This is a genomic window from Kribbella monticola (assembly GCF_003261635.1).
GTDB classification, from domain to species: domain Bacteria; phylum Actinomycetota; class Actinomycetes; order Propionibacteriales; family Kribbellaceae; genus Kribbella; species Kribbella monticola.
In genome coordinates this window covers 292,046-312,788 of record NZ_QFXK01000035.1, presented here as the reverse complement: position 1 = coordinate 312,788, position 20,743 = coordinate 292,046, and the positions used below count along the sequence as shown (strand labels likewise).

Annotated in this window: 25 protein-coding genes; 13 read left to right on the top strand and 12 right to left on the bottom strand. The window is 68.2% G+C overall.

From position 1 onward, the window contains the following. Positions 1-45 precede the first annotated feature (45 nt). Positions 46-549, bottom strand: coding sequence for a winged helix-turn-helix transcriptional regulator (locus tag DIZ26_RS27485; protein ID WP_112246617.1), 504 nt, complete (start codon positions 547-549; stop codon positions 46-48). A gap of 55 nt (positions 550-604) precedes the next feature. On the opposite strand from DIZ26_RS27485, the gene DIZ26_RS27480 reads away from it, so the two are divergent. Then, entirely contained in the window at positions 605-1,231 is a 627-nt protein-coding gene (locus DIZ26_RS27480) for a GNAT family N-acetyltransferase (protein ID WP_232828627.1), read from the top strand. Positions 1,232-1,725: 494 nt separating this feature from the next. Here the strand turns inward: DIZ26_RS27480 and DIZ26_RS27475 are convergent, their stop codons facing one another. The 6 genes from DIZ26_RS27475 to DIZ26_RS27450 form a co-directional block, all read right to left on the bottom strand. Then, the gene (locus tag DIZ26_RS27475) at positions 1,726-2,622 is read right to left on the bottom strand and encodes an alpha/beta fold hydrolase (protein WP_198676311.1); all 897 of its coding nucleotides are present in this window, start codon (positions 2,620-2,622) and stop codon (positions 1,726-1,728) included. 50 nt (positions 2,623-2,672) lie between these two features. Continuing rightward, complete coding sequence (locus tag DIZ26_RS27470; RefSeq protein ID WP_112246613.1) at positions 2,673-3,026, bottom strand: VOC family protein; 354 nt, start codon at positions 3,024-3,026, stop codon at positions 2,673-2,675. 87 nt (positions 3,027-3,113) lie between these two features. Continuing rightward, on the bottom strand, positions 3,114-4,328 hold the full coding sequence (locus tag DIZ26_RS27465) for a GNAT family N-acetyltransferase (RefSeq protein ID WP_112246611.1): 1,215 nt from the start codon (positions 4,326-4,328) through the stop codon (positions 3,114-3,116). An 81-nt stretch (positions 4,329-4,409) separates the two neighbouring features. Continuing rightward, positions 4,410-4,880 (bottom strand): redoxin domain-containing protein, encoded by a 471-nt coding sequence (locus tag DIZ26_RS27460; RefSeq protein WP_112246609.1) that lies wholly within the window; start codon positions 4,878-4,880, stop codon positions 4,410-4,412. A 22-nt stretch (positions 4,881-4,902) separates the two neighbouring features. Continuing rightward, on the bottom strand, positions 4,903-5,451 hold the full coding sequence (locus tag DIZ26_RS27455) for an RNA polymerase sigma factor (protein ID WP_112247160.1): 549 nt from the start codon (positions 5,449-5,451) through the stop codon (positions 4,903-4,905). Between the two features lie 74 nt (positions 5,452-5,525). Beyond that, positions 5,526-6,071 carry a GtrA family protein gene (locus DIZ26_RS27450; RefSeq protein ID WP_112246607.1) on the bottom strand — a complete coding sequence of 182 codons (546 nt, stop codon included), beginning with the start codon at positions 6,069-6,071 and terminating at the stop codon, positions 5,526-5,528. A gap of 132 nt (positions 6,072-6,203) precedes the next feature. Here DIZ26_RS27450 and DIZ26_RS27445 point away from each other — a divergent pair, with 132 nt between their 5' ends. The 3 genes from DIZ26_RS27445 to DIZ26_RS27435 all read left to right on the top strand — a co-directional run bounded on the left by DIZ26_RS27445 (position 6,204) and on the right by DIZ26_RS27435 (position 9,183). Further along, complete coding sequence (locus DIZ26_RS27445; RefSeq protein WP_112246605.1) at positions 6,204-7,376, top strand: 5-(carboxyamino)imidazole ribonucleotide synthase; 1,173 nt, start codon at positions 6,204-6,206, stop codon at positions 7,374-7,376. Between the two features lie 9 nt (positions 7,377-7,385). After that, entirely contained in the window at positions 7,386-7,889 is a 504-nt protein-coding gene (gene purE / locus DIZ26_RS27440; RefSeq protein ID WP_112246603.1) for a 5-(carboxyamino)imidazole ribonucleotide mutase, read from the top strand. A gap of 73 nt (positions 7,890-7,962) precedes the next feature. Continuing rightward, positions 7,963-9,183, top strand: a complete 1,221-nt coding sequence (locus DIZ26_RS27435; protein ID WP_112246601.1) for an MFS transporter — start codon at positions 7,963-7,965, stop codon at positions 9,181-9,183. A gap of 75 nt (positions 9,184-9,258) precedes the next feature. Here the strand turns inward: DIZ26_RS27435 and DIZ26_RS27430 are convergent, their stop codons facing one another. Continuing rightward, complete coding sequence (locus DIZ26_RS27430) at positions 9,259-10,608, bottom strand: UDP-glucose dehydrogenase family protein (protein ID WP_112246599.1); 1,350 nt, start codon at positions 10,606-10,608, stop codon at positions 9,259-9,261. Positions 10,609-10,742: 134 nt separating this feature from the next. Here DIZ26_RS27430 and DIZ26_RS27425 point away from each other — a divergent pair, with 134 nt between their 5' ends. Next, a complete protein-coding gene (locus DIZ26_RS27425) occupies positions 10,743-11,906 on the top strand; it encodes an acyl-CoA dehydrogenase family protein (protein WP_112246597.1) in 1,164 nt (387 codons plus the stop codon). A 124-nt stretch (positions 11,907-12,030) separates the two neighbouring features. Then, positions 12,031-12,906, top strand: a complete 876-nt coding sequence (locus tag DIZ26_RS27420) for an alpha/beta fold hydrolase (protein ID WP_112246595.1) — start codon at positions 12,031-12,033, stop codon at positions 12,904-12,906. 32 nt (positions 12,907-12,938) lie between these two features. On the opposite strand, the gene DIZ26_RS27415 is transcribed toward DIZ26_RS27420, so the two are convergent. Beyond that, positions 12,939-13,922, bottom strand: a complete 984-nt coding sequence (locus tag DIZ26_RS27415; RefSeq protein ID WP_157979828.1) for an ArsR/SmtB family transcription factor — start codon at positions 13,920-13,922, stop codon at positions 12,939-12,941. Between the two features lie 44 nt (positions 13,923-13,966). Between DIZ26_RS27415 and DIZ26_RS27410 the strand changes: the two genes are divergently transcribed. Continuing rightward, entirely contained in the window at positions 13,967-15,211 is a 1,245-nt protein-coding gene (locus DIZ26_RS27410; protein WP_198676310.1) for an MFS transporter, read from the top strand. Between the two features lie 106 nt (positions 15,212-15,317). Then, on the top strand, positions 15,318-15,806 hold the full coding sequence (locus tag DIZ26_RS27405) for a MarR family transcriptional regulator (protein WP_198676309.1): 489 nt from the start codon (positions 15,318-15,320) through the stop codon (positions 15,804-15,806). A gap of 47 nt (positions 15,807-15,853) precedes the next feature. Here DIZ26_RS27405 and DIZ26_RS27400 read toward each other — a convergent pair whose 3' ends face one another. Further along, positions 15,854-16,351: a hypothetical protein gene (locus DIZ26_RS27400; protein WP_112246591.1), complete on the bottom strand. Its 498-nt coding sequence runs from the start codon at positions 16,349-16,351 to the stop codon at positions 15,854-15,856. Between the two features lie 110 nt (positions 16,352-16,461). On the opposite strand from DIZ26_RS27400, the gene DIZ26_RS27395 reads away from it, so the two are divergent. Together DIZ26_RS27395 and DIZ26_RS27390 are read left to right on the top strand one after the other, a co-directional pair. Next, the gene (locus tag DIZ26_RS27395; RefSeq protein ID WP_112246589.1) at positions 16,462-16,941 is read left to right on the top strand and encodes a cupin domain-containing protein; all 480 of its coding nucleotides are present in this window, start codon (positions 16,462-16,464) and stop codon (positions 16,939-16,941) included. Then, on the top strand, positions 16,938-17,396 hold the full coding sequence (locus tag DIZ26_RS27390) for a nitroreductase family deazaflavin-dependent oxidoreductase (RefSeq protein WP_198676308.1): 459 nt from the start codon (positions 16,938-16,940) through the stop codon (positions 17,394-17,396). The genes DIZ26_RS27395 and DIZ26_RS27390 overlap by 4 nt, the downstream gene beginning before the upstream one ends. A gap of 30 nt (positions 17,397-17,426) precedes the next feature. Here DIZ26_RS27390 and DIZ26_RS27385 read toward each other — a convergent pair whose 3' ends face one another. Further along, entirely contained in the window at positions 17,427-17,870 is a 444-nt protein-coding gene (locus tag DIZ26_RS27385) for an SgcJ/EcaC family oxidoreductase (RefSeq protein ID WP_112246587.1), read from the bottom strand. A 78-nt stretch (positions 17,871-17,948) separates the two neighbouring features. On the opposite strand from DIZ26_RS27385, the gene DIZ26_RS27380 reads away from it, so the two are divergent. Continuing rightward, positions 17,949-18,401 carry a MarR family winged helix-turn-helix transcriptional regulator gene (locus DIZ26_RS27380; RefSeq protein WP_198676307.1) on the top strand — a complete coding sequence of 151 codons (453 nt, stop codon included), beginning with the start codon at positions 17,949-17,951 and terminating at the stop codon, positions 18,399-18,401. Here DIZ26_RS27380 and DIZ26_RS27375 read toward each other — a convergent pair whose 3' ends face one another. Next, positions 18,402-19,016 carry a PH domain-containing protein gene (locus DIZ26_RS27375; RefSeq protein WP_112246585.1) on the bottom strand — a complete coding sequence of 205 codons (615 nt, stop codon included), beginning with the start codon at positions 19,014-19,016 and terminating at the stop codon, positions 18,402-18,404. 217 nt (positions 19,017-19,233) lie between these two features. On the opposite strand from DIZ26_RS27375, the gene DIZ26_RS27370 reads away from it, so the two are divergent. After that, the gene (locus DIZ26_RS27370) at positions 19,234-20,634 is read left to right on the top strand and encodes an OFA family MFS transporter (RefSeq protein ID WP_198676306.1); all 1,401 of its coding nucleotides are present in this window, start codon (positions 19,234-19,236) and stop codon (positions 20,632-20,634) included. After that, the gene (locus tag DIZ26_RS39240; RefSeq protein WP_456298636.1) at positions 20,631-20,738 is read left to right on the top strand and encodes an MFS transporter small subunit; all 108 of its coding nucleotides are present in this window, start codon (positions 20,631-20,633) and stop codon (positions 20,736-20,738) included. Before DIZ26_RS27370 ends, DIZ26_RS39240 begins: the two co-directional genes overlap by 4 nt. The last annotated feature ends 5 nt before the right edge of the window (positions 20,739-20,743 follow it).

Below are 20,743 nucleotides of genomic sequence, written 5' to 3'. Positions count from 1 at the left end.
GGGTGCGAAGGCGAGGCAGCGTAGACGCCTGGGCACTTGGATGCCCTAGGCAAGCTTCTCGGTGACTCTCAACTGGGCGCCGGGGCCGGGGCGCATCGCCACCTCGCGTGGGGCCGGCTCATGGCCGGCCGCACACCGCATGACGACGCTGACCTTCTCGCCGCAGTCGCCGCGATGTTGCGCGACGATCGGCGGTCCGTCGTCCAGCGGCAGGTACTGATCGCCCCACTGGACCAAGGCGACGAGGACGGGATAGAGATCGAAGCCGGCCTTGGTGAGGCGGTACTCGTACCGCTCGCGCTGGCCCGGCACCCGGTAAGGCTCGCGGCGGAGCAGGCCGCGGTCGATCAGCGCGGCCAGCCGGTCGGTCAGCACCTGACGCGGAATCTCCGCCCGGGCCCGGATGTCCTCGAACCGGCGGACGCCGACGAACACCTCGCGCAGCAGGTGGAACATCCACTTCTCGCCCAGGATCTCCATCGTCCGGGAGATCGTGCAGTTCTCCGTCGACCACCGCATCGCCTCGGGCACGGTCTGTTCCTGGATCATGCTCCGAGGATAAGTCTCCTTGACAGACTCAGCCAAGCCAGGCGACCCTGAATCCGTGAATCAGACTCAGATACCGCGGATCCGCACCGCCGGTGAGGCGGACCTGGACGACCTGGCGGCCATGCTGACCGCGCTGACGGATTTCAGCCTCTACATGCGCTTCCAGACCGCGGTCGGTCGCCCGCCTCGCGATTCACTCGTACTACGGCTGCTCCGGCCGGCCGGCTGCGCCTGGGTGGCGACCCGCGGCGACGCCGTCATCGGGCACGCGATGTGGGCCTGGGCGACCGGCAGCACAGAGCCGACCGCCGAACTCGCCGTCGTGATCAGCGAGCCGGAGCAGAACCGTGGCTTGGGGCTTCGGATGCTCACCGTCGCGGCCGGCCATGCCTTCGAGACCGGAGCGACCCGCTTCCTGTTCGTGGTCAGCGCCGCCAACGACCGGGTGGCCCGGATGATCCGGCGTCGCTGGCCGGCTGCCCCAGTCGAACGCGACGGTGCCCTGCTGAACTTCGTCGTACCGGCCGTCGCTCAGTTCCCGCCGGCCAGTGCCTCGCAGATGGACCAGGCTTCTTCACGAAGCAGGGCTGCGGTGTCCGCCGCCAGGCCCTTCACCGGGGCCTCGATGCCGACAGGATCCTCGGCCAGCAAGGAGATCAGGAAGACGCAGGCGGCGAGGTAGCTGCCGGCGAGGGCCGGATGACTGCCGTCCTTGTCGTGCAGGGGCGGCTCGCTGTTGGCCCGGAGAAAGCGTTCCCAGACCATCCCGACCGGAACTAGCGTGGCGCCGAGCTCCGCCGCGATAGCGGCGTACGCGGTGGTGATCGGTTGTTGCGCGCCGTTCTGGCGAGCCCAAGTCATGTAGAGCGCGGTCCGGGCGCCTGCCTTCTCGATGGCCGCGTGGAAGTCCCGGACGCTGTCGTGCATCCGCGCCGGATTCTTGGCCGGCAAGGTGCTCTGCTCCTGCAGGACGACGGTGTCGAACCCGCCGTCGGCGATCGCGGCGAGCGCCGTACCGGCGTTCAGGTGCTGGCGCAGTGACGCTCCCCCGGCCGAGATCAGCCGATGCTCGATCACCAGATCACGCTGCTTCGCCAGACCGGCGATGAGCCCGGGCAGGTTGTTCCGGCCCGTGAAACTGTTTCCGACGAAGAGAATCCGCACCCGCCGACGGTACTACCGGCGGACGAGGTCCAGCACGGCCCGCGCGAACTCCGCCGGCGCCTCCTGCGGGACGTTGTGCCCGATGTCGGCCAGCATCCGCTGCTGATACGGCCCGGTGAACTTCGCGCGCTCCTTGGGATCGCTAGGCCCACCGACCCCGTCGGCCCCGCTCTCCAGTACCACGGTCGGCACGGTGATCACCGGCTGCTTCGCGATCTCCGCCTCCAGCCCGTCGTACTGCGGGTCGCCGGCGACCAGGCCGTAGCGGTGCCGGTAGGAGTGGATCACGACCTCGACGAAGTCCGGGTTGTGCAGGCTCGGAGCGCTGGCCGGGAACGCCGCGGCCGCTCCGGCCCAGGTCGGCGACCACATGCCCCACAGCAGCTCGCACAGTTCGTCCCGATTGCGTTCCAGACCCCGGCGACCGCGCTCGGTGCCGAAGTAGTACTGGTACCAGTAGGTGACTTCCCACTCCGGCTTGGCCGGCTCAACGGCGTTCGCGATGTCTTGCACGTTGTAGCCGGCCGCCGACACCAGCCCGTGCACCCGCTCCGGCCAGAGCGCCGCCGCGATGCAGGCAGCCCGTCCACCCCAGTCGTAGCCCGCGACGATCGCTCGCTCGACTTCGAGCGCATCCATCAACTCGAGCAGGTCCTGGGCGAGCGCGGCCTGCTGCCCGGACCGCGGCGTACCGGGATCCCTGAACCTGGTTTCCCCGAACCCTCGCAGGTACGGCGCGATCACCCGCAACCCGGCGTCGGCGAGCAGGCCGGCCACCTCGTCGTACGCGCGCACGTCGTACGGGAAGCCGTGCAGCAAGAACACCGGCAGGCCGCCGCGATCGCCCGCCTCCTGATACGCAACCTCGAGCACTGGCGTGGACACCCGGAGAACCGAACTGAACGTCACGCACACATCCTGACATCCACCCGGCATCACCTGCAGGGCAAAGCCTCCAGCTACGCGTGGTTCTTGAACTGGATGATCTGCAGGTAGTTGCCGTCCGGATCGGTGAAAGTGCCGAAGCGACCGACCGGGCGGTCTTCGACCGGATTCAGCCAGGTGACTCCGGCGGCCTCGAGTTGCTGCTGGACGGCGTCGAAGTCGTCGACGTGCAAGTTGAGGATCGAGCGCCCGGGCTCGGGATTGGTGGCGCTGAGGTCGTCGCGCGAGTCGATGACCAGCAGGAAGCCGCCGAGATCGATCGGCCCCTCGCCGTTGTACTCCGGCGCCAGCGTGCGGCGGTACCAGTCGCGGAGTTGCTCGGGCCGGGTGCTTCCCAGCAGCAAACTGCCCGGCTTCAGTGTGACCATGTGAGACTTCCTCTTCCGTTGTGCCGATAGCCGTCTCTGTGTAGACCACTTCGGCACCCGGAAGTCATCGCCGGCCGGCGATCCGGGTCAGAAGACCTCGATGCTGGCCGGCTGGACCGGCCAGGAGAAGGCCGTGGTCGCAGTGTCGAGGGCGCCTGCCGTGTGCTCCACGACGCGCCCCGTAGCGGCGAACTCGGCGAGCCGGCGTCCGCCGAGATAGGCGGCGCCGAGCTCTCGCACCGGGATCGTCAGGTCAGCCGGGTCGTCGGTCGGCGTACACACTGCCGTCGTGCCGTCGGCGGTGAGCCGGTACCGGCCGGCGTTGGCCGGGATCAGCTCGTCGGTCACCTCGATCACCAGGTCCACCGCAGCGGCGTACCGGCGCTGTTCGAGGGCGCGGGCCACGTCGGTCACCCGTAGCCAGAGTGACTCGCTCACTCGTCGGTTCAGGGCAGTCGGCGTGGTGACGAGTTGCTGCACCGGCTCGTCCACAGCGGCGTACCCGTAACCGAGCGTCGCAGCCAGATCCAGCGTGAGGAGATAGCTCCACAACGCCTTGTACGCCGTGGGTTCGGGCGCCACCAGCTCTTCGACGCGCACGTCGTAGGCCGGGCCCGTGGGCTCCCAGTTCATCTTGCCGCGCCACAAGGCGTACCCGTCGATGGCGCCGGTCTCGTCGCGATGCACGAGGATCTGGCGCGCGGTCCGGCCGCCTCGGTCGTCCTTCTTGTCCTCCAGGTGCTTCTGCCACTCGAGCTCGGACCGGCCGGACACCCCGGGACGCCGTTCCTGGAGTTGACGCAGGAGCGTCGGCAGCTCCTTGCAGGCCTCGTCCACAGTCAGCTCACTGAGCTCGCCCGGACGAGTCCGCACGACTGGCGGACCGACCCGATGCAGGTCAACCTCGTACGACGTGCCCCACGCGGCAGCGCCGTACCCGAAACGCCCGTAGATGCCCGGCTCGCTGGCCCACAGCACGGCGATCGCCTCCGGTATCTCGCGCAACTGGCGACCTATCAACGCCGACATCACGCCACGCCTGCGATGGGTTGCCCGCACACCGACGCCGGTGACATGCGCGGCCGGCACCACTGCTCCGGGCACGGACAGATCCCGCGTCAGCGCCTTGGTCGTTCCGACGATGTGCTCGCCGTCGGTCGCCACCAGCGCCCGCTCGGGTTCGAACAGCCGCTTGCCCAGCTCGTCGTCAGCGGACGGCTCGAACATCATCGCGGTGCCGAACACCGCCGATATCGCGTCGTAGTCCTCGGCCACACCTACCCGAACAGCGATCTCTGTCATGGCCGCATCCTCACACGCAGCTCCGACCAGCGGCCAGCGACTTAACCGGCGCGGTGGGCAACCTCGGCAACGCCCGCCCGGTCAGCTTGCCGAAGTGGCCCGCAGTCGCTCGACGGCGTCGGCGATGCCCGCCTTGTCGTAGCTGTTCATCGGATTCGTGGCACCGTGAGCGTGCCGGACCACGTTGTCCGCATCGACGAGGACGCTGCCCGACTGCTGCATCGAGCCGAACAGCTTCCGGACCAGACCGAACGCCTCGTGCGGGCTGCCGCGACGACCGGTCACGACCCGGAACGGGATCTTCCCCTTGGACTTCCACTGAGCGGCCTCCTCGCGGCCCTCGGGCACCGCGATCATGATCTGTACGCCGGCGGCGGCGTACTCGTCGGCCTTCTTGATCAGGTTCCGGACGTGCGCGTTGCAGACCGGGCAGGACGCCGATCGGAGGAAGAACACCAGCACCCCTCGGCTGCCGGACTCGGCAAGCGTCACTCCTTGTCCCTCGGTGTCTTCAAGCTCCAGCAACGGTGCGGTAGAGCCGATTTCAAGCATGAGAATCTCCCCTGGTCCGTCGTCAGCTCGCGTCTGGTCCGGCCAAAGCGGCCTGTACGGCGCGGCGCGCCCGGTGCAGCTGGGATTTCATCGCCGCCAGGCTGAGCCCGAGCGCGTCGGCGACCGATCGGCCGGGGTACCCCTGGACATCGCGCATGATCAGCACGCGGCGTTGCAGATCGGGGAGGGCACCGATCGCTGCGGCAACCCGGTCGGCCTCGAGCCGGCGGAGTACGTCGTCTTCCACGGAGTCGGCGCCCGGCGGATCGAGCTCCTCAGGCCGTCGTCGACGCAGCAGGCGAAGGCACTCGTTGCGGACGATCCGGAACATCCACGAGGCCAGCGCGGCGGAGGCCCGCAGCGAGCCGACCTTGCGGAACAGGGTGATCAACGCTTCCTGGGCAGCGTCCTCGGCGTCTTGCGGCGTCGCGCACAGCGTCCGGGCGAAGCGCAGGACATGCGGATGCGCGCTGTAGACCACAGCGCTGATCGATTCGACGTCGCCCTGCTGGGCCGAAGCGATCAGCTGGTCGGTGACCCAGGCGCCGGCGCGTGGTTGATGGTCTCTCACTTTGATCTGCACCTACACAAGAGGCTCGACCAGGCCGAAAGGATTCACCGCCCGCCGCGAAAGCGGCGACTGGGTCAGCGGATGGCGGGGAGGTCGCCGGTGTTGTCGGCGTCGTCCGTGGCGTGCTCGTGCTCGGCTTCCTCGAGCGCGAGCTCTTCCTTGAAGACGAACTTCCGGTAGGACCAGAAGCGGAACAGCGTGCCGAGGCCGAGGCCGATCACGTTGGCGGAGATGTTGTCGGCCAGCGCGTTGTGCAGGTCGAGCACGTACCGGGAGAAGCCGAGGCAGCCGGCGGCGATCAGCAGGCCGATACCGTTCAGCACGAAGAAGAGCACGTACTCACGGTGCAGGCCGGTGCGCTCACGGTGCCGCCAGGTCCAGTGCCGGTTGCCCAGGTAGGTGGCGATGGTGGCCGCGGTGACCGAGATGACCTTCGCGGTCAGCGGCTTGTGGTGCAGCATGCCGTCGCCCGGCGTACCGAAGATGAGCGGGTTGTCGAAGACCAGCCAGTTGTAGATCGGCAGGTCCACGAGCATGCCCAGCAGTCCGACCAGGCCGAACTTGGCCACTTCGTGCACCAGATGCTCGACCTGGCGATACAGCGTGGTGACGATTTTCAACGGACCGGAATGCTCTCTGTGAACGCGGGGCGCGGCTGAACAGCTTCTCACGGTACCTGCCGATCGGGCCCGCGCCGAAATCCGGGCAGCCCAGCGCCATACCCGCCAGGTCAGCACATTAGGCTCCGGCGTGTGAAGTTCGAGCGTAAAGACCTGCCGGCCGGCACCCCCGTGGTCGGCATGATCGGTGGCGGACAGCTGGCCCGGATGACGCAGGAGACGGCCGTCGCGCTGGGCATCCAGCTGCGCGTGCTCGCGGAGGGCCCGACGGTCTCGGCCGCGCAGGCCGTCGCCGACGCCCCCGTCGGCGATTACCGCGACCCCGAGACCGTACGCCGGTTCGCCGCCGAGGCGGACGTGGTCACCTTCGACCACGAGCACGTCCCCACCGAGCTCCTGCACGAGCTCGAGGCCGCCTGCATCGCCGTACGGCCGGGCCCGGACGCCCTCGTGCACGCCCAGGACAAAGCGGTGATGCGGCAGCGGCTGGACGCCTTCGACGCGCCCGCGCCGGCGCATCAGGTGGTCGCGAGCCGGGACGAGATCGCCGACTTCGCCAAGCGGATCGGTGGCTTCCCGATCATCTTGAAGACGACCCGCGGCGGGTACGACGGCAAGGGTGTCTGGGTCGCCGAGAGCGCCGAGGACCCGGTCGTCGACGAGGCGTTCGCGGCGAACGTGCCGATCCTGGCCGAGGAGAAGGTCGACTTCGTCCGCGAGTTGTCCGCGATCGTCGCCCGCTCACCGCACGGACAGGCGGTCGCCTACCCGATCGTCGAATCCGTGCAGGAGAACGGGATCTGCGTCGAGGTGACCGCCCCGGCCCCCGGGCTAGCGCCCGACAAGGCGGCGCAAGCACAGCAGACAGCGCTGCGGATCGCCAAGGAGCTCGGCGTCGTCGGGATCCTCGCGGTCGAGATGTTCGAGGCCCGCGACGGCCGGCTGCTGGTCAACGAACTGGCGATGCGCCCGCACAACACCGGGCACTGGTCGATCGACGGTGCGGTGACCTCGCAGTTCGAGAACCACCTGCGTGCAGTGCTGGATCTGCCGCTCGGTTCGCCGGCCGCGCGAGCGCCGTACACGGTGATGGTGAACGTGCTGGGCGGTGATGTCGAGGACATGCATCGCGGCCTGTTGCACTGCATGGCAAGGGATCCGGGGCTCAAGGTGCACTTCTACGGCAAGGCCGTGAAGCCGGGGCGCAAGGTCGGCCACGTCACGGCGTACGGCGACGACCTGGACGAGGTCCGCGAGCGCGCCCGGCACGCGGCGGCGTACCTGACCGGCACCATCGACGAGTAGGGACCAGCAATGAGCGTGGGAATCGTGATGGGGTCGGACTCCGACTGGCCGACGATGAAGGCGGCCGCGGAGGTGTGTGTCGAGTTCGACGTGCCGTTCGAGGCGGACGTGATCTCGGCGCACCGGATGCCGGTGGAGATGATCGACTACGGCCGGTCGGCGCACGAGCGGGGCCTGAAGGTGCTGATCGCCGGAGCCGGTGGAGCCGCACACCTGCCGGGCATGCTCGCCGCGGTCACCCCGCTGCCGGTGATCGGCGTACCGGTGCCGCTGAAGTATCTCGATGGGATGGATTCGCTGCTGTCGATCGTGCAGATGCCGGCCGGCGTACCGGTCGCCACGGTCTCGATCGGGAACGCGCGCAACGCGGGCCTGCTGGCGGTCCGGATCCTGGCCGCGTACGACGAGGCGCTGCGGGAGCGGATGAGCGCTTTCCAGGCAGAACTTGCGGATATGGCGAAGGCGAAGGGGCACACTGTCCGTGAAGGCGCGGCAGAGCTGCGTAAATCCTGAACCGGGGCGGTTTCCACAGGCTGCGAGCGGGTAGCCGTGTGATCCACCCGAATGTCGTCTAAGGTCGTCGATCGTGACTCCGCCCGCAGAACCGGACACACAGCGCATCCCGGTCCGCTACTGGATCTGGCTCTTCGGCGCCGCTGTGTCCCTCCTCGGCGATCTGACGATCACTTTCGCGATCGGATGGTCCGCCAGCCAGCACGGTGGCCGCGTCGCCGGGCTCGTGCTTCTCCTGGCCGCGGCGCCGCGCGCAGCCCTGCTGCTGGTCGGCGGGGCGATCGGCGACCGGTTCGGCGCCGGGCGGGTGTTGCTGGTCAGCTGTACGGCGATGTTCGCGATCACCACCGCGCTGGTGCCGATCACGATCGCCATCGGGGAGCCGGTCGCGCTGCTGTTCACCGCGGCACTGGTGATCGGTGTGATCGACGCGTTCTTCCTGCCGTCGTCGCGCTCGATGCCGAGGCTGCTGGTGCCGCCGGAGCAGGTGCCCCGGGCGCTGGCCAGCTTCCAGGTGACCGGTGTGATCTTCGCGGTCACCGGTACGGCGGTCGGCGGCCTGCTGGTGAACTGGGCCGGACTGACCTCGGCGGCCGGATTCGACGCGCTGACGTTCATCGTGATGATCGTCGTGCTGCTGTCCCTGCGGGATGCCATCACGGTGCCGAGGCGGATCACGACCGGAATGCTGCGCTCGATCTCGGACGGCGTGAGGACGGCCTTCGGGCGGCCGCTGACCAGGGCCCTGCTGATCATGATGACGATGGCGGCCGGGCTGTTGATGCCGCTGGACGTCCTGCTGCTGCCGCTGCTGGCCCGCGACCATCACTGGAACGCGGCGACGGCCGGTCTGCTGGTCGCCAGCCGGAGTCTCGGGGTCGGCATGATCGCGCTGCGGATCCTGGCCAAGGGCGCCTTCCCGCGGCCGGGGATGGTGGCCGCGTTCGGGCTGCTGATCGCCGGTGCCGGACTGCTCGGGTTGTCGTCCCTGCATCCGCTGCCGCTGGTGATCGCCGCCGGCGTGGTCAGCGGCGTCGGGGTGGGCACCTTCACCGGTCACGTCCTGCCGCTGCTGATGAACTCGGTGGAGCGCGAGTACCAGTCCCGCCTGCAATCCGTCGTACTGCTCTGTCAGAGCATCGCGCTCGTCGTGATGAACCCGGTCCTCGGCTCGCTCGCCGACCTGGACGGAGTCGGTATCACCGGCGTCTGCCTCGGCATCGCCGTCGCTTCGGCCCTGATCGGCCTCGGTGCACTTACCCGGCCGGTACTCCGGAACGCGACCGTCGCCTGACGCGAAACAGCCGCAAGCCCTGATTCTCCAGGACTTGCGGCTGCTCAGTTTTGTCAGGGCGGCCGGGGGCTTTTGTCAGGGGCGGCCGGGGGCGCGGTAGGTCCAGCCCGCGTCACGCCACTTCTGGGCGTCCAGGGACAGCCTGGCGTCCACGATCACCGGGTGCGCCACCGCGCCGCGCAGGGCGGCCGGGTCGAGCTCGCGGAACTCCGGCCACTCGGTCAGGTGCAGGACCAGGTGCGCGCCCTCACACGCCTCGGCCGCGGACGAGGCGTACCGCAGGGTCGGCCGCACCCGGCGCGCGTTCTCCATCGCCTCCGGGTCGAAGACGGTGACGGTCGCGCCGTGCAGCTGGATCCGGCCGGCCACATCGAGTGCGGGCGAGTCCCGTACGTCGTCGGTGCCCGCCTTGAACGCCGCCCCCAGCACGGTGACATTGCGGCCGACCCACTCGGCGCCGAGGAGCTCGTGGGTCACGTCCACGACCCGGGCCCGCCGGTGCTGGTTGATGTCGTCGACCTCGCGGAGCAGCGTGATGACTTCCTCCACGCCGAGCTCACCGGCGCGCGCCATGAACGCGCGCAGGTCCTTCGGCAGGCAGCCACCGCCGTACCCGGGCCCGGCGTTGAGCATGCCGCGGCCGATCCGCTTGTCGTGGCCGAGGGCGTCCGCGAGCTGGGTGACGTCGGCGCCGGTCGCGTCGCACATCTCGGCGAGGGCGTTGATGAACGAGATCTTCGTGGCCAGGAAGGCGTTCGCGCCGCCCTTGACCAGCTCGGCGGTCGGCAGGTTGCAGACGACGACCGGCGTACCCTCGTCGATCGGCGCTGCAAACACCTGCCGCAATGTCGCTTCCGCGGCCGCCGACTGGACGCCGAAGACGAGGCGATCCGGGTGCAGCGTGTCGTCGACACCGTGTGCCTCGCGCAGGAACTCGGGCTGCCAGGCGATCTCGACGCCCTGGCCGGCCGGCGACTCGCTGTGGAAGCGCTTCTCGACCAGCTTCGACGTGCCGACCGGCACGGTGGACCGGCCGACCACCAGGCACGGTCTGGTGAGCAGCGGTGCCAGCATGTCGACCACCGAGTTCACCTGGGCCAGATCGGCGGCGTCGCTGCCCTCCTGCTGCGGCGTACCCACGCAGATGAAGTGCACGTCGGCCCAGTCGGCCACCTGGCGGTAGTCGTTGGTGAACCGCAGCCTGCCGGAGTCCGTGTGCTGCTTCAGCAGGGGATCCAGACCCGGCTCGTAGAGCGGGGCCTTGCCGTCGTTCAGCAGCTTCAGCCGGTGCTCGTCGATCTCGACCCCGATCACGTCGAAACCGAACTCGGCCATCCCCGCGGCCGTGTTCGCGCCGAGGTAGTTGGTACCGATCACCGAGATCCGCAGCGGTCGCTCGCTGGGGGTGGGCGTGCCTTCAGTCATGCGGGCGACTCTACCGACCACAATTGCCACCTCATGACCGGCTCATGGCCAAACGCTTGCATGCTGTGCGCTGTTCATCACTTTCGCGGTCTGCTGCATCGCTCATCGGAGTGTTTCGTCGTAGATTGTGACTCGTGAGTAACTCATTCGAGCTGTACGCGCTGTCCGAGGAGCACGAGGCGATCCGGGCCGCCGTTCGCGATGTCTGCGACGCCAAGGTGGCACCCAACGCCGGTGACGTGGACGAACTCGCCGAGTTCCCGAAGGCGTCGTACGACGCGCTCAAGGCGTCCGACTTCCACGCGCCGCACATCCCCGAGCAGTACGGCGGGGCCGGCGCGGACGCGCTCGCCACGGTCATCGTGATCGAGGAGGTGGCCCGCGCCTGCGCCTCCACCTCGCTGATCCCCGCGGTGAACAAGCTCGGCTCGCTGCCCCTGCTGCTGTCCGCCTCCGACGAGGTGAAGGACCGGTACCTGCCGCCGGTGGCCGCCGGCGACGCGATGTTCTCGTACTGCCTGTCCGAGCCCGAAGCCGGCTCCGACGCAGTGTCGATGAAGACGCGCGCGGTCGCTGATGGCTCGGACTTCGTGCTCAACGGCGTGAAGCGGTGGATCACCAACGCCGGCGTGAGCGACTATTACACGGTCTTCGCGGTGACCGACCCGGACGCCCGCTCGAAGGGCATCAGCGCCTTCGTGGTGGAGAAGTCCGACGACGGTGTCTCGTTCGGCGCGCCGGAGAAGAAGCTCGGCATCAAGGGCTCACCGACCCGCGAGGTGTACTTCGACAACGTCCGCATCCCGGCGTCGCGGATGATCGGCGCACCTGGCACCGGCTTCGCCACCGCGATGGCGACGCTCGACCACACCCGCGTGACGATCGCCGCGCAGGCGTTGGGGATCGCCCAGGGCGCGCTCGACTACGCGCTCGGTTACGTCAAGGAGCGCAAGCAGTTCGGCAAGGCACTGGCCGAGTTCCAGGGCCTGCAGTTCATGCTCGCCGACATGGGCATGAAGATCGAGGCGGCCCGCCAACTCACGTACGCCGCAGCCGCCCGCTCCGAGCGCAACGACAGCGACCTCACGTACTTCGGCGCCGCCGCCAAGTGCTTCGCCTCCGACGTAGCCATGGCCGTCACCACCGACGCCGTCCAACTCCTCGGCGGCTACGGCTACACCCACGACTACCCCGTCGAGCGCATGATGCGCGACGCCAAGATCACCCAGATCTACGAAGGCACCAACCAGGTCCAGCGCATCGTCATGGCCCGCCAACTCCTCAAGGGTCTCAACTAAACCCCTTGTACTGCGGGGAAACACCCGCTTCGGCCCGAGGGAGTGGAAGGGCTCCCGTGCGCTGTACTGCGGGGGAACGCAATTAGGTCGCACTGGACAGCTGCCGTGGCTACAGTCGGCGGGCATGATCGACGTGCTGGAGCGATTCGTGGACTCGGGGCCGCTGCGGCTCTGGACAGAACGGGCGGGAGAGCCAGGGCTGCCCGCCGTTCTGATGGTCATGGGCTCTGCTGCTCAGGGGATTTTGTGTCCGGACGCGCTGGTGGGGCGACTGGTGAGCCGCGGGGCTCAAGTGATCCGGTTCGACCATCGTGACACCGGCCGGTCCAGTACTGTCGACTTCGATGCGCAGCCGTACACGATCGGGGACATGGCTCGCGATTGTCTGGCTGTACTCGACGGATACGGATTGGCGTCTGCTCATATCGCCGGAACCTCCCTCGGCGGGATGATCGCGCAGTGGCTGGGGGTGCACGCGCCGGAGCGCGTCCGGTCCTTGACGCTGCTCTCCACTTCGCCGATGAGCCACGATCCGCGTCCCGCCTGGTCACGAGCGCAGGCCGGAGAGCCTGCAGATCCAGATGATCTCCCGCCGCCTTCACCTGCGTTTCTCGCGCACCTGGCCGCTGGGTCGCCGCCGAGTGTGGATTCGGATGTCGCCCTGTTCCGGATGTTCAACGGGCCAGTGCGCCCGTTCGACGAGCCTGCTACCCGGGCGATGCTGGAGCTGGCGTGGTCGCGAGCTGTCGATCCGGCGGCCGCCGCCAATCACGGACGGGCGGTGTGGATGGAATCTCCCGATCTGCGGGTCCCGCTCTCTTCGATCACAGCGCCGACATCCATAGTGCACGGAGACCAGGACCCTGTTTATCCGCTCCGTCACGCGGAGGCGCTCGCAGCCGCTATCCCGGGTGCCGTACTGCACGTCGTACCAGGCATGGGACACAGCTTGACGTCGCCTGGCCTGCCCGAGGAGGTCGCCGACCTGATCCCGCTGTAACGACGCAACGTGGGGCAAGCGTCGTCAGAGCACTATCCCTGGCCGGTGTCGGTTGGTGGGGCTTGGGCTAGGCGGTGCGCGGTGTCTGATTGCCAGTAGAGGACTGAGCGGCCGGAGCGGCGGCGTTCGAGTAGGCCGGCTGCGGTCAGGACGCGGAGGTGCTCGGAGACGGTGGACAGGGAGAGGCCCGTCGCCGCGACCAGTGCCGTCGTACTGATCGGGTCGATGGCGGCGCTGAGGATGCGGGCGCGGTTGCGGCCGAGCAGTTCGACGAGTGGTTCGGCAAGGACGGTGGTGCCGGCGAAGATTCCGGTGACGGGATAGGTCAGCGCGAACCGGTCGGGCAGCCGCCAACTGACGCTGACTCGCTGCGTGTGGGTGGCGATGAACATCAGCGAGCGCCCCCGGACATCGGTCACCGGGTAGTCCCAGCGGTTGACCTGGATGCGTCCGTCGCCCAGCCACTGCACATCGGGACCAAGCCCTCGCAGTACGCCGGACCACCCCTGCTCGCTCAGTCGCGACGTCCGGGACACGATGTCGGCTTGGAGCATCCGCTTGCGGCGCGGCCAGTCCGGCTCGACCGTGTGCGTCCAGACCCAGGTCAGCAGCTCCGCCGCCCTTGCAGCCAGCCCGCTTTCCGACTCCAGGATCGCGGACAGCGGCGACCGGACCACGCGCAGATCCGCCCGGATCTGTTCGTCGTCGAGCGCGAGCAGAGCGTCGAGCTCATCCCCCAGCCGCGCATCCGGATCGAGCGGCAGGCTGGTCAGGAAGTCAGCGGTCCAACTTCGGCCGAAAGCGCTGTCCAGCAACGCCACCCAGATCGGCTCGGCGGCGAGGCGCTGCTCGAACGCCGGCCGGTGGAGGTCCTTCCAGGCGCGGAACCACGGCTCGACGGGTCGCAGCAGCAGCTTGAGCGCGGAGACGGTCTCGGTGAGCTCGGACGTGGCGAACCGCGCGGTCGCCAAGGTGTCGGCGTCGACGAGGAACTCGGACAATGGTTTCGCCTCCACCCGAAACTGTAGGACGTCGCCCGACCACGCCCGAAGCTCCCGGTATGAGCTCAACTACCGCGCCGCCGCCCGCTTTCGTCCCGACCTACCGGCAGCTCTTCGTCAACGCCGAGTTCCGTGGGCTGTGGATCGCAAGCGCTCTCGGCAACGCCTCCTCGACCATGACCAGCCTGACGCTCGCCTTGGTGGTGAACGCGGCGACCGGCTCAGCACTGCTCGCGGCGCTCGTCATGTTCGGTCCGTCGCTCGCACAGGTGCTCGGCGTCTCCACCCTGATGTCGGCCGCCGATACCGCCCGGCCGCGCCGGATACTCATCGTCCTCGCGCTGCTGTCGACCACCGCGGTCGCCGCGCAGGCAGCCTTCCAACTCCCCGCCGCCGCGCGCCTCGTGCTCGCTCTCCTGGTCGCCTACGGGCTCTCGATCGGCTCCGGCGTCCGCTGGGGTCTGCTCAACGATGTCGTCACCCCGGACCACTTCGTGCTCGGCCGCTCAGCAATGAACCTCTCGGTCGGCGCCATGCAGATCGCCGGCTTCGGCGTCGCCGGACTGTTGCTCCAGGCAATGAGTCCCGGCACTGTGCTCTGGCTGGCCACCGGCTGCTCGGCGCTGGCGATCCCCGTACTCCGCTTCGGCCTCCTCGACCGCGCGCCACGGCGCGGAGCACGCACCAGCCTCGCCGAGACCTGGCGCGGCAACCGCCGGCTGCTGGGCGAGCGCCGTACCAGGCCCCTGCTGCTCGCGCTCACCATCCCGAACGGTCTCATCGTGGGGTGTGAAGCACTCTTCGTGCCGTACGCCGGCGCCGGCGCCGGTTGGCTGCTGGCTGCCGGAGCGGCCGGCATGATGTCGGGGGATCTGGTCATCGGCCGCTTCCTGAACCGTTCGCAGCGCCGGCTGGCAGCGCGCTGGCTCCGCTTCGTGCTGGCTGTTCCGTTTCTCGCCTTCGCCATCGACCTTCCGCTCGGCGTACTGGCTGCGCTGGTTGCCGTCGGCAGCTGCGGTTACGCCGCCTCGCTGGCCCAGCAGGAAGTACTGGTCGAGCTCACTCCCCCAGATCTGCGCGGACAGGTGCTCGGCATCGAGTCCGCCCTCCGGATGACAACCTTCGGTGTCTGCGCGATCGTCGCCGGCACCCTCGCCGACCTCACCTCGCCGGCCCCGGCGATCGCCGCCTTCGCGACCGCTTCCCTCCTGGCCTCGGTCGCACTCACAGTTCCGCTGGCCCGCATCATGACTCCCATCCGAACCGGGAGGGGAGGCTCCGCCGACTGTGGGAGAACTTTGTAACGCGTGTAGTACGGACGCCGTATTTTATCTGAGTCCGTGCGGATTCAGGTGCGGGAGCGTGCCGTAAAGTGAGGAGACCATCGGATCGTCGGAGAGGACGGGTGCTGTGACTGCTACCGAGGCGGCTGCGGTGAGGCGTCGGCGGCGGCGTCTGATCACCGACGTCCGGCAGTCCTTGCGTGGCCTCAACAACCAGCTGTCGCTGTTCAATCGTCACGTCAGCGGGCAAGCCGAGTTGAAAGACGTCGACCTGGACTGCCTCGAGTTGCTCAACCTCCATGGACCGATCAGCCCGACCGTGCTGGCGCGCCAAGCCGGGCTGCATCCCGCGACCATGACCGGCGTCCTGGATCGCCTCGAGCGTGGCGGCTGGGTGACCCGCGAACGCGACCCCGAGATCCCCGACCGGCGTGCGATCCGGGTCCGCGCGCTGCCCGACCGAGCCCCGGAGCTGTACGAGCTCTTCGGCGGGATGAACACCGCGCTCGATCGAATCTGCGCCGACTACACCGACGCCGAACTCGAACTGATCACCGATTTCATGAACCGCACTCTCGCGGCCGCTCGAACCGCCGCCGACAACCTCGACACCTGACAATCCCCCGCCCCGCGGCGCGCTCGCCGCGGGGCCGGGGCCTCGAATCAGCTGATCTCGGGCGAACCGTAGAGCTCCCAGGTGTGGGTCGGATTGCCGTCATCCGTGACGTCGTACTGAAGGTCACCGTCAGCACTCCACCCACCAGACGAGAGGCTGCCGGTCTTCGACACGCCGAGACTCACAGTGCCTGAGTACTGATCGTCAACGTTTGCGGTGTAGTAACTGCCCGTCGCGCCGCGCCCGCCGTCGTGCTGCTCCAGCAGGACGGTCAGATAGACCACGTTGAAGCGCGTGCCGCCGATGTAGCCGTAGTTGCCGCTCCAGCTGAACGTGGCCTGCGCGTGCCGGAGGGTTCCAGATCCACTGACGCACAACTGCACCTTGAAGGTCACGTCCGGCTTGCCAGGCAGGCTCACACTCTTGGTGTTGGTTCGGCATGCGGTAGCAGCGCTAGCGGTCGTGACGCCCAGTTCAGCGGTGCCGGCAAGGACGAGCGAGGCCGCCAGTGCAGTAGTAGCCAGTCGTTTTCCAATTCCGGTCATGCGGATCCCTCCATGAGTGGGCGGCGAGTACCGCCCACATAGTCATATAATATCTAAATCATATAATATGACTCTCGGCTGTCGCCGTTGGATCTCGAGGAAGGCTGCCCATGTCCCACGATCGTTTTCTCCTGCTCGCGCCCGGTGAGGCGCGACCCGGGCGCGTGCCGCTGCCGGGTGCGTTCTCCGTGAAGGCAACCACCGATGACGTCGAAGGCAGACTGTCGCTGCTGGAGGTGAGCGTGGCGCGCGACATTCCTCGCCATACGCACCACGTCGCGGATGAGCTGATCTACGTCCTCGATGGTGAGCTGGGCGTGGATTTCGACGACCGTCAGGTGATCGCAACCGCGGGCATGTTCGTGTTGCTGCCACACGGCGTACCGCACGCCTTGCGCTGCAACTCGACGCCGCCTCCCCGCGTGCTGCAGATCTCCTCGCCCGGCGGCTGGGAGTGCTACCTGGAAGACCTCTTCGAGGCGGGGCCGGCGGTACTCACCGACGGACGGCTCGATCCGGTGAAGATCAACCCCATCGCCGCCAGATACGACATCCGGTACGACGAGGACCGAGGAGCTGAGAAGTCATGACCCAGCAAGCATCCGCGGCTGTGAAGTACCGGCGAATGGTCAACCGGATCAACAAGGTCATCATCGGCTTGCAGCGGATCGGCATCGCTTTCGGTTCCATGTACCTGCTCACCGTCCCGGGTCGGCGTACCGGACAACCCCGCACCTTTCCGATCGCCGTCCTCCCCCTGTCCGGAGACCGGTACGTCGTGCAGGCGTTCCCGAACGCAGCGTGGGTCGCCAACGCCCGCGCGGCCGACACGGCCACCTTGAAGCGAGGCCGGCGAAGCTCGGCGGTCCGGTTGGTGGAGGTGCCGGTCCAGGAGCGCGGCCCGCTGTTGCGCGAGGTTGTCGAAACGCAGCCGGCCAGCGCGGCCCAGCGGTACGTGACCAATGGACTCGCCGCCGCCCCGACGCCCGACGCGGTAGCGGCGGCAGCCGACCGGATCGCCATCTTCCGCATCGAGCAGCTCTGACGCGACCACGCCCGCGGCCGTCAGCAGCCGTCAGCGCCGGCGGGGTGCGCTGGTGGGGAGGAGGCGGAAGGAGATGGCTTCCATCAGGTGGGCGTGCTTGGTGTTGTGGAATGCGGCCACTCGCCAGTGGCCGTCGGCCTCGCGGATCAGGGTGAAGGTCTGGACCTTCGACAAGCGGCGGGGGCGGCGCTTGCCGACGTCGCCGCGGGTGACGGCGATCGCTGTGTCTTCGCCGTACAGCCGGAGTTCGACCAGTTCGCTGAACATCTGGGTGTCCTTGAGGAACTTGCCGAACAGGGCCGCGTGTCCGGCGACCAGGTCGTCGCGTCCCCGGTAGACGGTGCCGCCGAAGGTCACGTAGCTCGCGTCCGCGGTGAAGTGCTCGCCGTACGCCGTCGCGTCGCCGCGGTTCCAGCTGTCGGCGAGCCGGTCCAGCATCTGGCGGATCTCGGTCTCGACGCGAGTGTCGATCATGATAGCTTCTCCTCTGCAGTAGTTGTTTTGAGTATTTATCTGCACTGATGCAGGTAAAACTATGAGGAGGAGTCGGCTGTGTCAACTGACGTGGATCCGAGCGTGGTCTTCCGGCGCTACCTGAGCGCGATGGTCATCCACAGCCTGGCGAGCGCCGAGGCGGCCGGACTGAATCCGACGGACTACTTCGCGCTGAACCTGCTCGACCTGGCCGGGTCGTTGACCTCAGGCGAGCTGGCGCGCCGGACCGGCCTGACGACGGGCGCGACGACCCGGTTGATCGACAGGCTGGAGAAGGGTGGGCACGTCCGGCGGGTGCTGGACCCGGCGGACCGGCGGAAGGTGATCGTCGAGATGGTCGCGGCGCCGGATCACGTCGATCGTGCGGTGGCGGGCGCGCGCCGGCGACTGGGCGCGGTGATCGGCGGGTACGACCGCGAGGAGCAGGCCACCTTGTTCGACTACTTCACGAAGGCTGCCGTCGCATACCAGGAGTCGACCGACGAACTGCTCGCTCAGCGCGAAGCGTGACTAGCGGTCGTTGTCTTCTGAGTTGAAGAGGGTTTGGGAGTCGGGTTCGGGGGCCGGGGCGGGGCGGCGGCGTTGGAGGTGTTCGGGCGGGGCCTCGTCATCCAGGATGCCGTCGCCGGGCTTGCCTTCGGGGCCGCCGAAGAGGAGGTCGGACATCTGCAGGTGCATGTGCTCGACGTGCGGGACGTCGGGGAGGATCACCTGGCCGCGTTCGCCGGCCGACTCGATCTGCAGGGTGCCGCAGCCGAGCATCCGGTCGATCAGGCCGTGCTCGTAGGAGACGTCGTTGATCCGCATCAGCGGGATGTCGCGGCCGGTCCGGGTGAGGATGCCGTGCCGGGTGATCAGCCGCCGGTTGGTCAGCGTGTAGGTCGAGAACAACCAGTTCAGGAACGGTTTCGCGGCGAACCCGAGCAGGATCAGCAGGCCGGCCACCCCGATCGCGATCCGGGCCGCGGTCTGCATGCTGCCGTCGGGCACGATCGCGGCCAGGAAGCCGCCGCCGGCCGCCACCACCAGGAGCAGGAACACCGGGAAGATCAGTGCTTTCCAGTGCGTCCGGGTGCTGACGACGATGTACTCGTCCTCACCCAACAACTTCGCCGAGATCGCCATACACCCAGTCTCACAGTTCTCGGGCCCCCTGTCGCCGGTCGACACGGCCCGCTGTCGTCGGTCGGCACGAGGCCCGGCGGCCGCAGTACCGGCGGAGTTCCCTCGCCGGACCGGATCGACACGGTGGTTGAAGACTTCACAAAATGCATACAGTCGGCCAAGATGCGCGAGGGGGATGCGTCACCGATCTGGGGGGCTCGACGATTTAGGAGCCGTGATGGGCATCTTGTCGGTACTCGACCGGGAGCACACGGTCGCGCCACCGGGGTACAGCCGGTGGTTGATCCCGCCGGCCGCGCTGGCCGTGCACCTGTGCATCGGGCAGGCCTACGCGACCAGCGTCTACAAGACCTCGCTGGTCAAGCACTTCGACGCCAGCCAGACCGCGATCGGGGTGATCTTCAGCATCGCGATCGTGATGCTCGGCCTGTCCGCCGCGCTCGGCGGCACCTGGGTCGAGCGCAACGGGCCCCGCAAGGCGATGTTCACCTCGGCCTGCTTCTGGGCCACCGGCTTCGTAGTCGGTGCCCTCGGCATCGGTACCGGTCAGCTCTGGCTGGTCTATCTCGGGTACGGCGTGATCGGCGGCATCGGTCTCGGTATCGGCTACATCTCGCCGGTGTCGACGCTGATCAAGTGGTTCCCGGACCGCCCGGGACTCGCGACCGGTCTGGCGATCATGGGCTTCGGCGGCGGCGCGCTCGTCGCCAGCCCGCTGTCGCGCCAACTGCTCGGCCTGTACGACGACAACTACGACCCCGGCAACTCCGCGTCGGTCGCGGGCGGCCATGCCCTGGTCGCGCTGTTCCTCACCCTCGGCATCGGCTACTTCCTGGTGATGATGTTCGGCGTGGTGAACATCCGGGTCCCGGCCGAGGGCTGGAAACCGGACGGCTTCGACCCCTCGACGGTGCAGGCGAAGACCCTCGTCACCACCGCGAACGTCTCCGCTGCCAACGCGATCAAGACGCCGCAGTTCTGGCTGCTCTGGGTCGTGCTCGCCTGCAACGTGACGGCAGGGATCGGCATTCTCGAGCAGGCCAGCCCGATGATCCAGGACTTCTTCCGCGGTGCCGACGGCAAGTCCACCGTCGCGGTCGCAGCCGCGTCCGGATTCGTCGGCCTGCTGTCGATCTTCAACATGGGTGGACGATTCGCCTGGTCTACGACCTCGGACATCATCGGCCGCAAGCCGATCTACGCGATGTACCTCGGCGTCGGCATCGTGCTCTACGCCCTGCTCGCGACCGTCGGCCACAACAACACGGCGATCTTCGTCCTGCTCGCCGCGGTCATCATCTCCTTCTACGGCGGCGGATTCGCGACCGTCCCGGCGTACCTGCGTGACCTGTTCGGCACCTATCAGGTCGGCGCGATCCACGGCCGGCTGCTGACGGCCTGGTCGGTCGCCGGCGTCGCCGGGCCGCTGATCGTGAACGGGTTCCTCGACCGCGAAGGCAAACCGGGCACGCTGACCGCCTCGGCGTACCGGCCTGCCTTGTTCACGATGGTCGGCGTGCTGGCGGTCGGATTCGTCGCCAACCTGCTGATCCGGCCGGTCGCCGACCGGTACCACGAGCAGACCGCGAGCGCGGAAGCCAAGGAGGCAGCCCGATGAATCAGACCCCTCGCCTGGTCGTCTCCTGGCTCCTGGTCGCCGTCCTGCTCGGCTACGGCATCATCGAAACGCTGATCACCGCGGTGAAGATCTTTACCGAGTAAGAGTT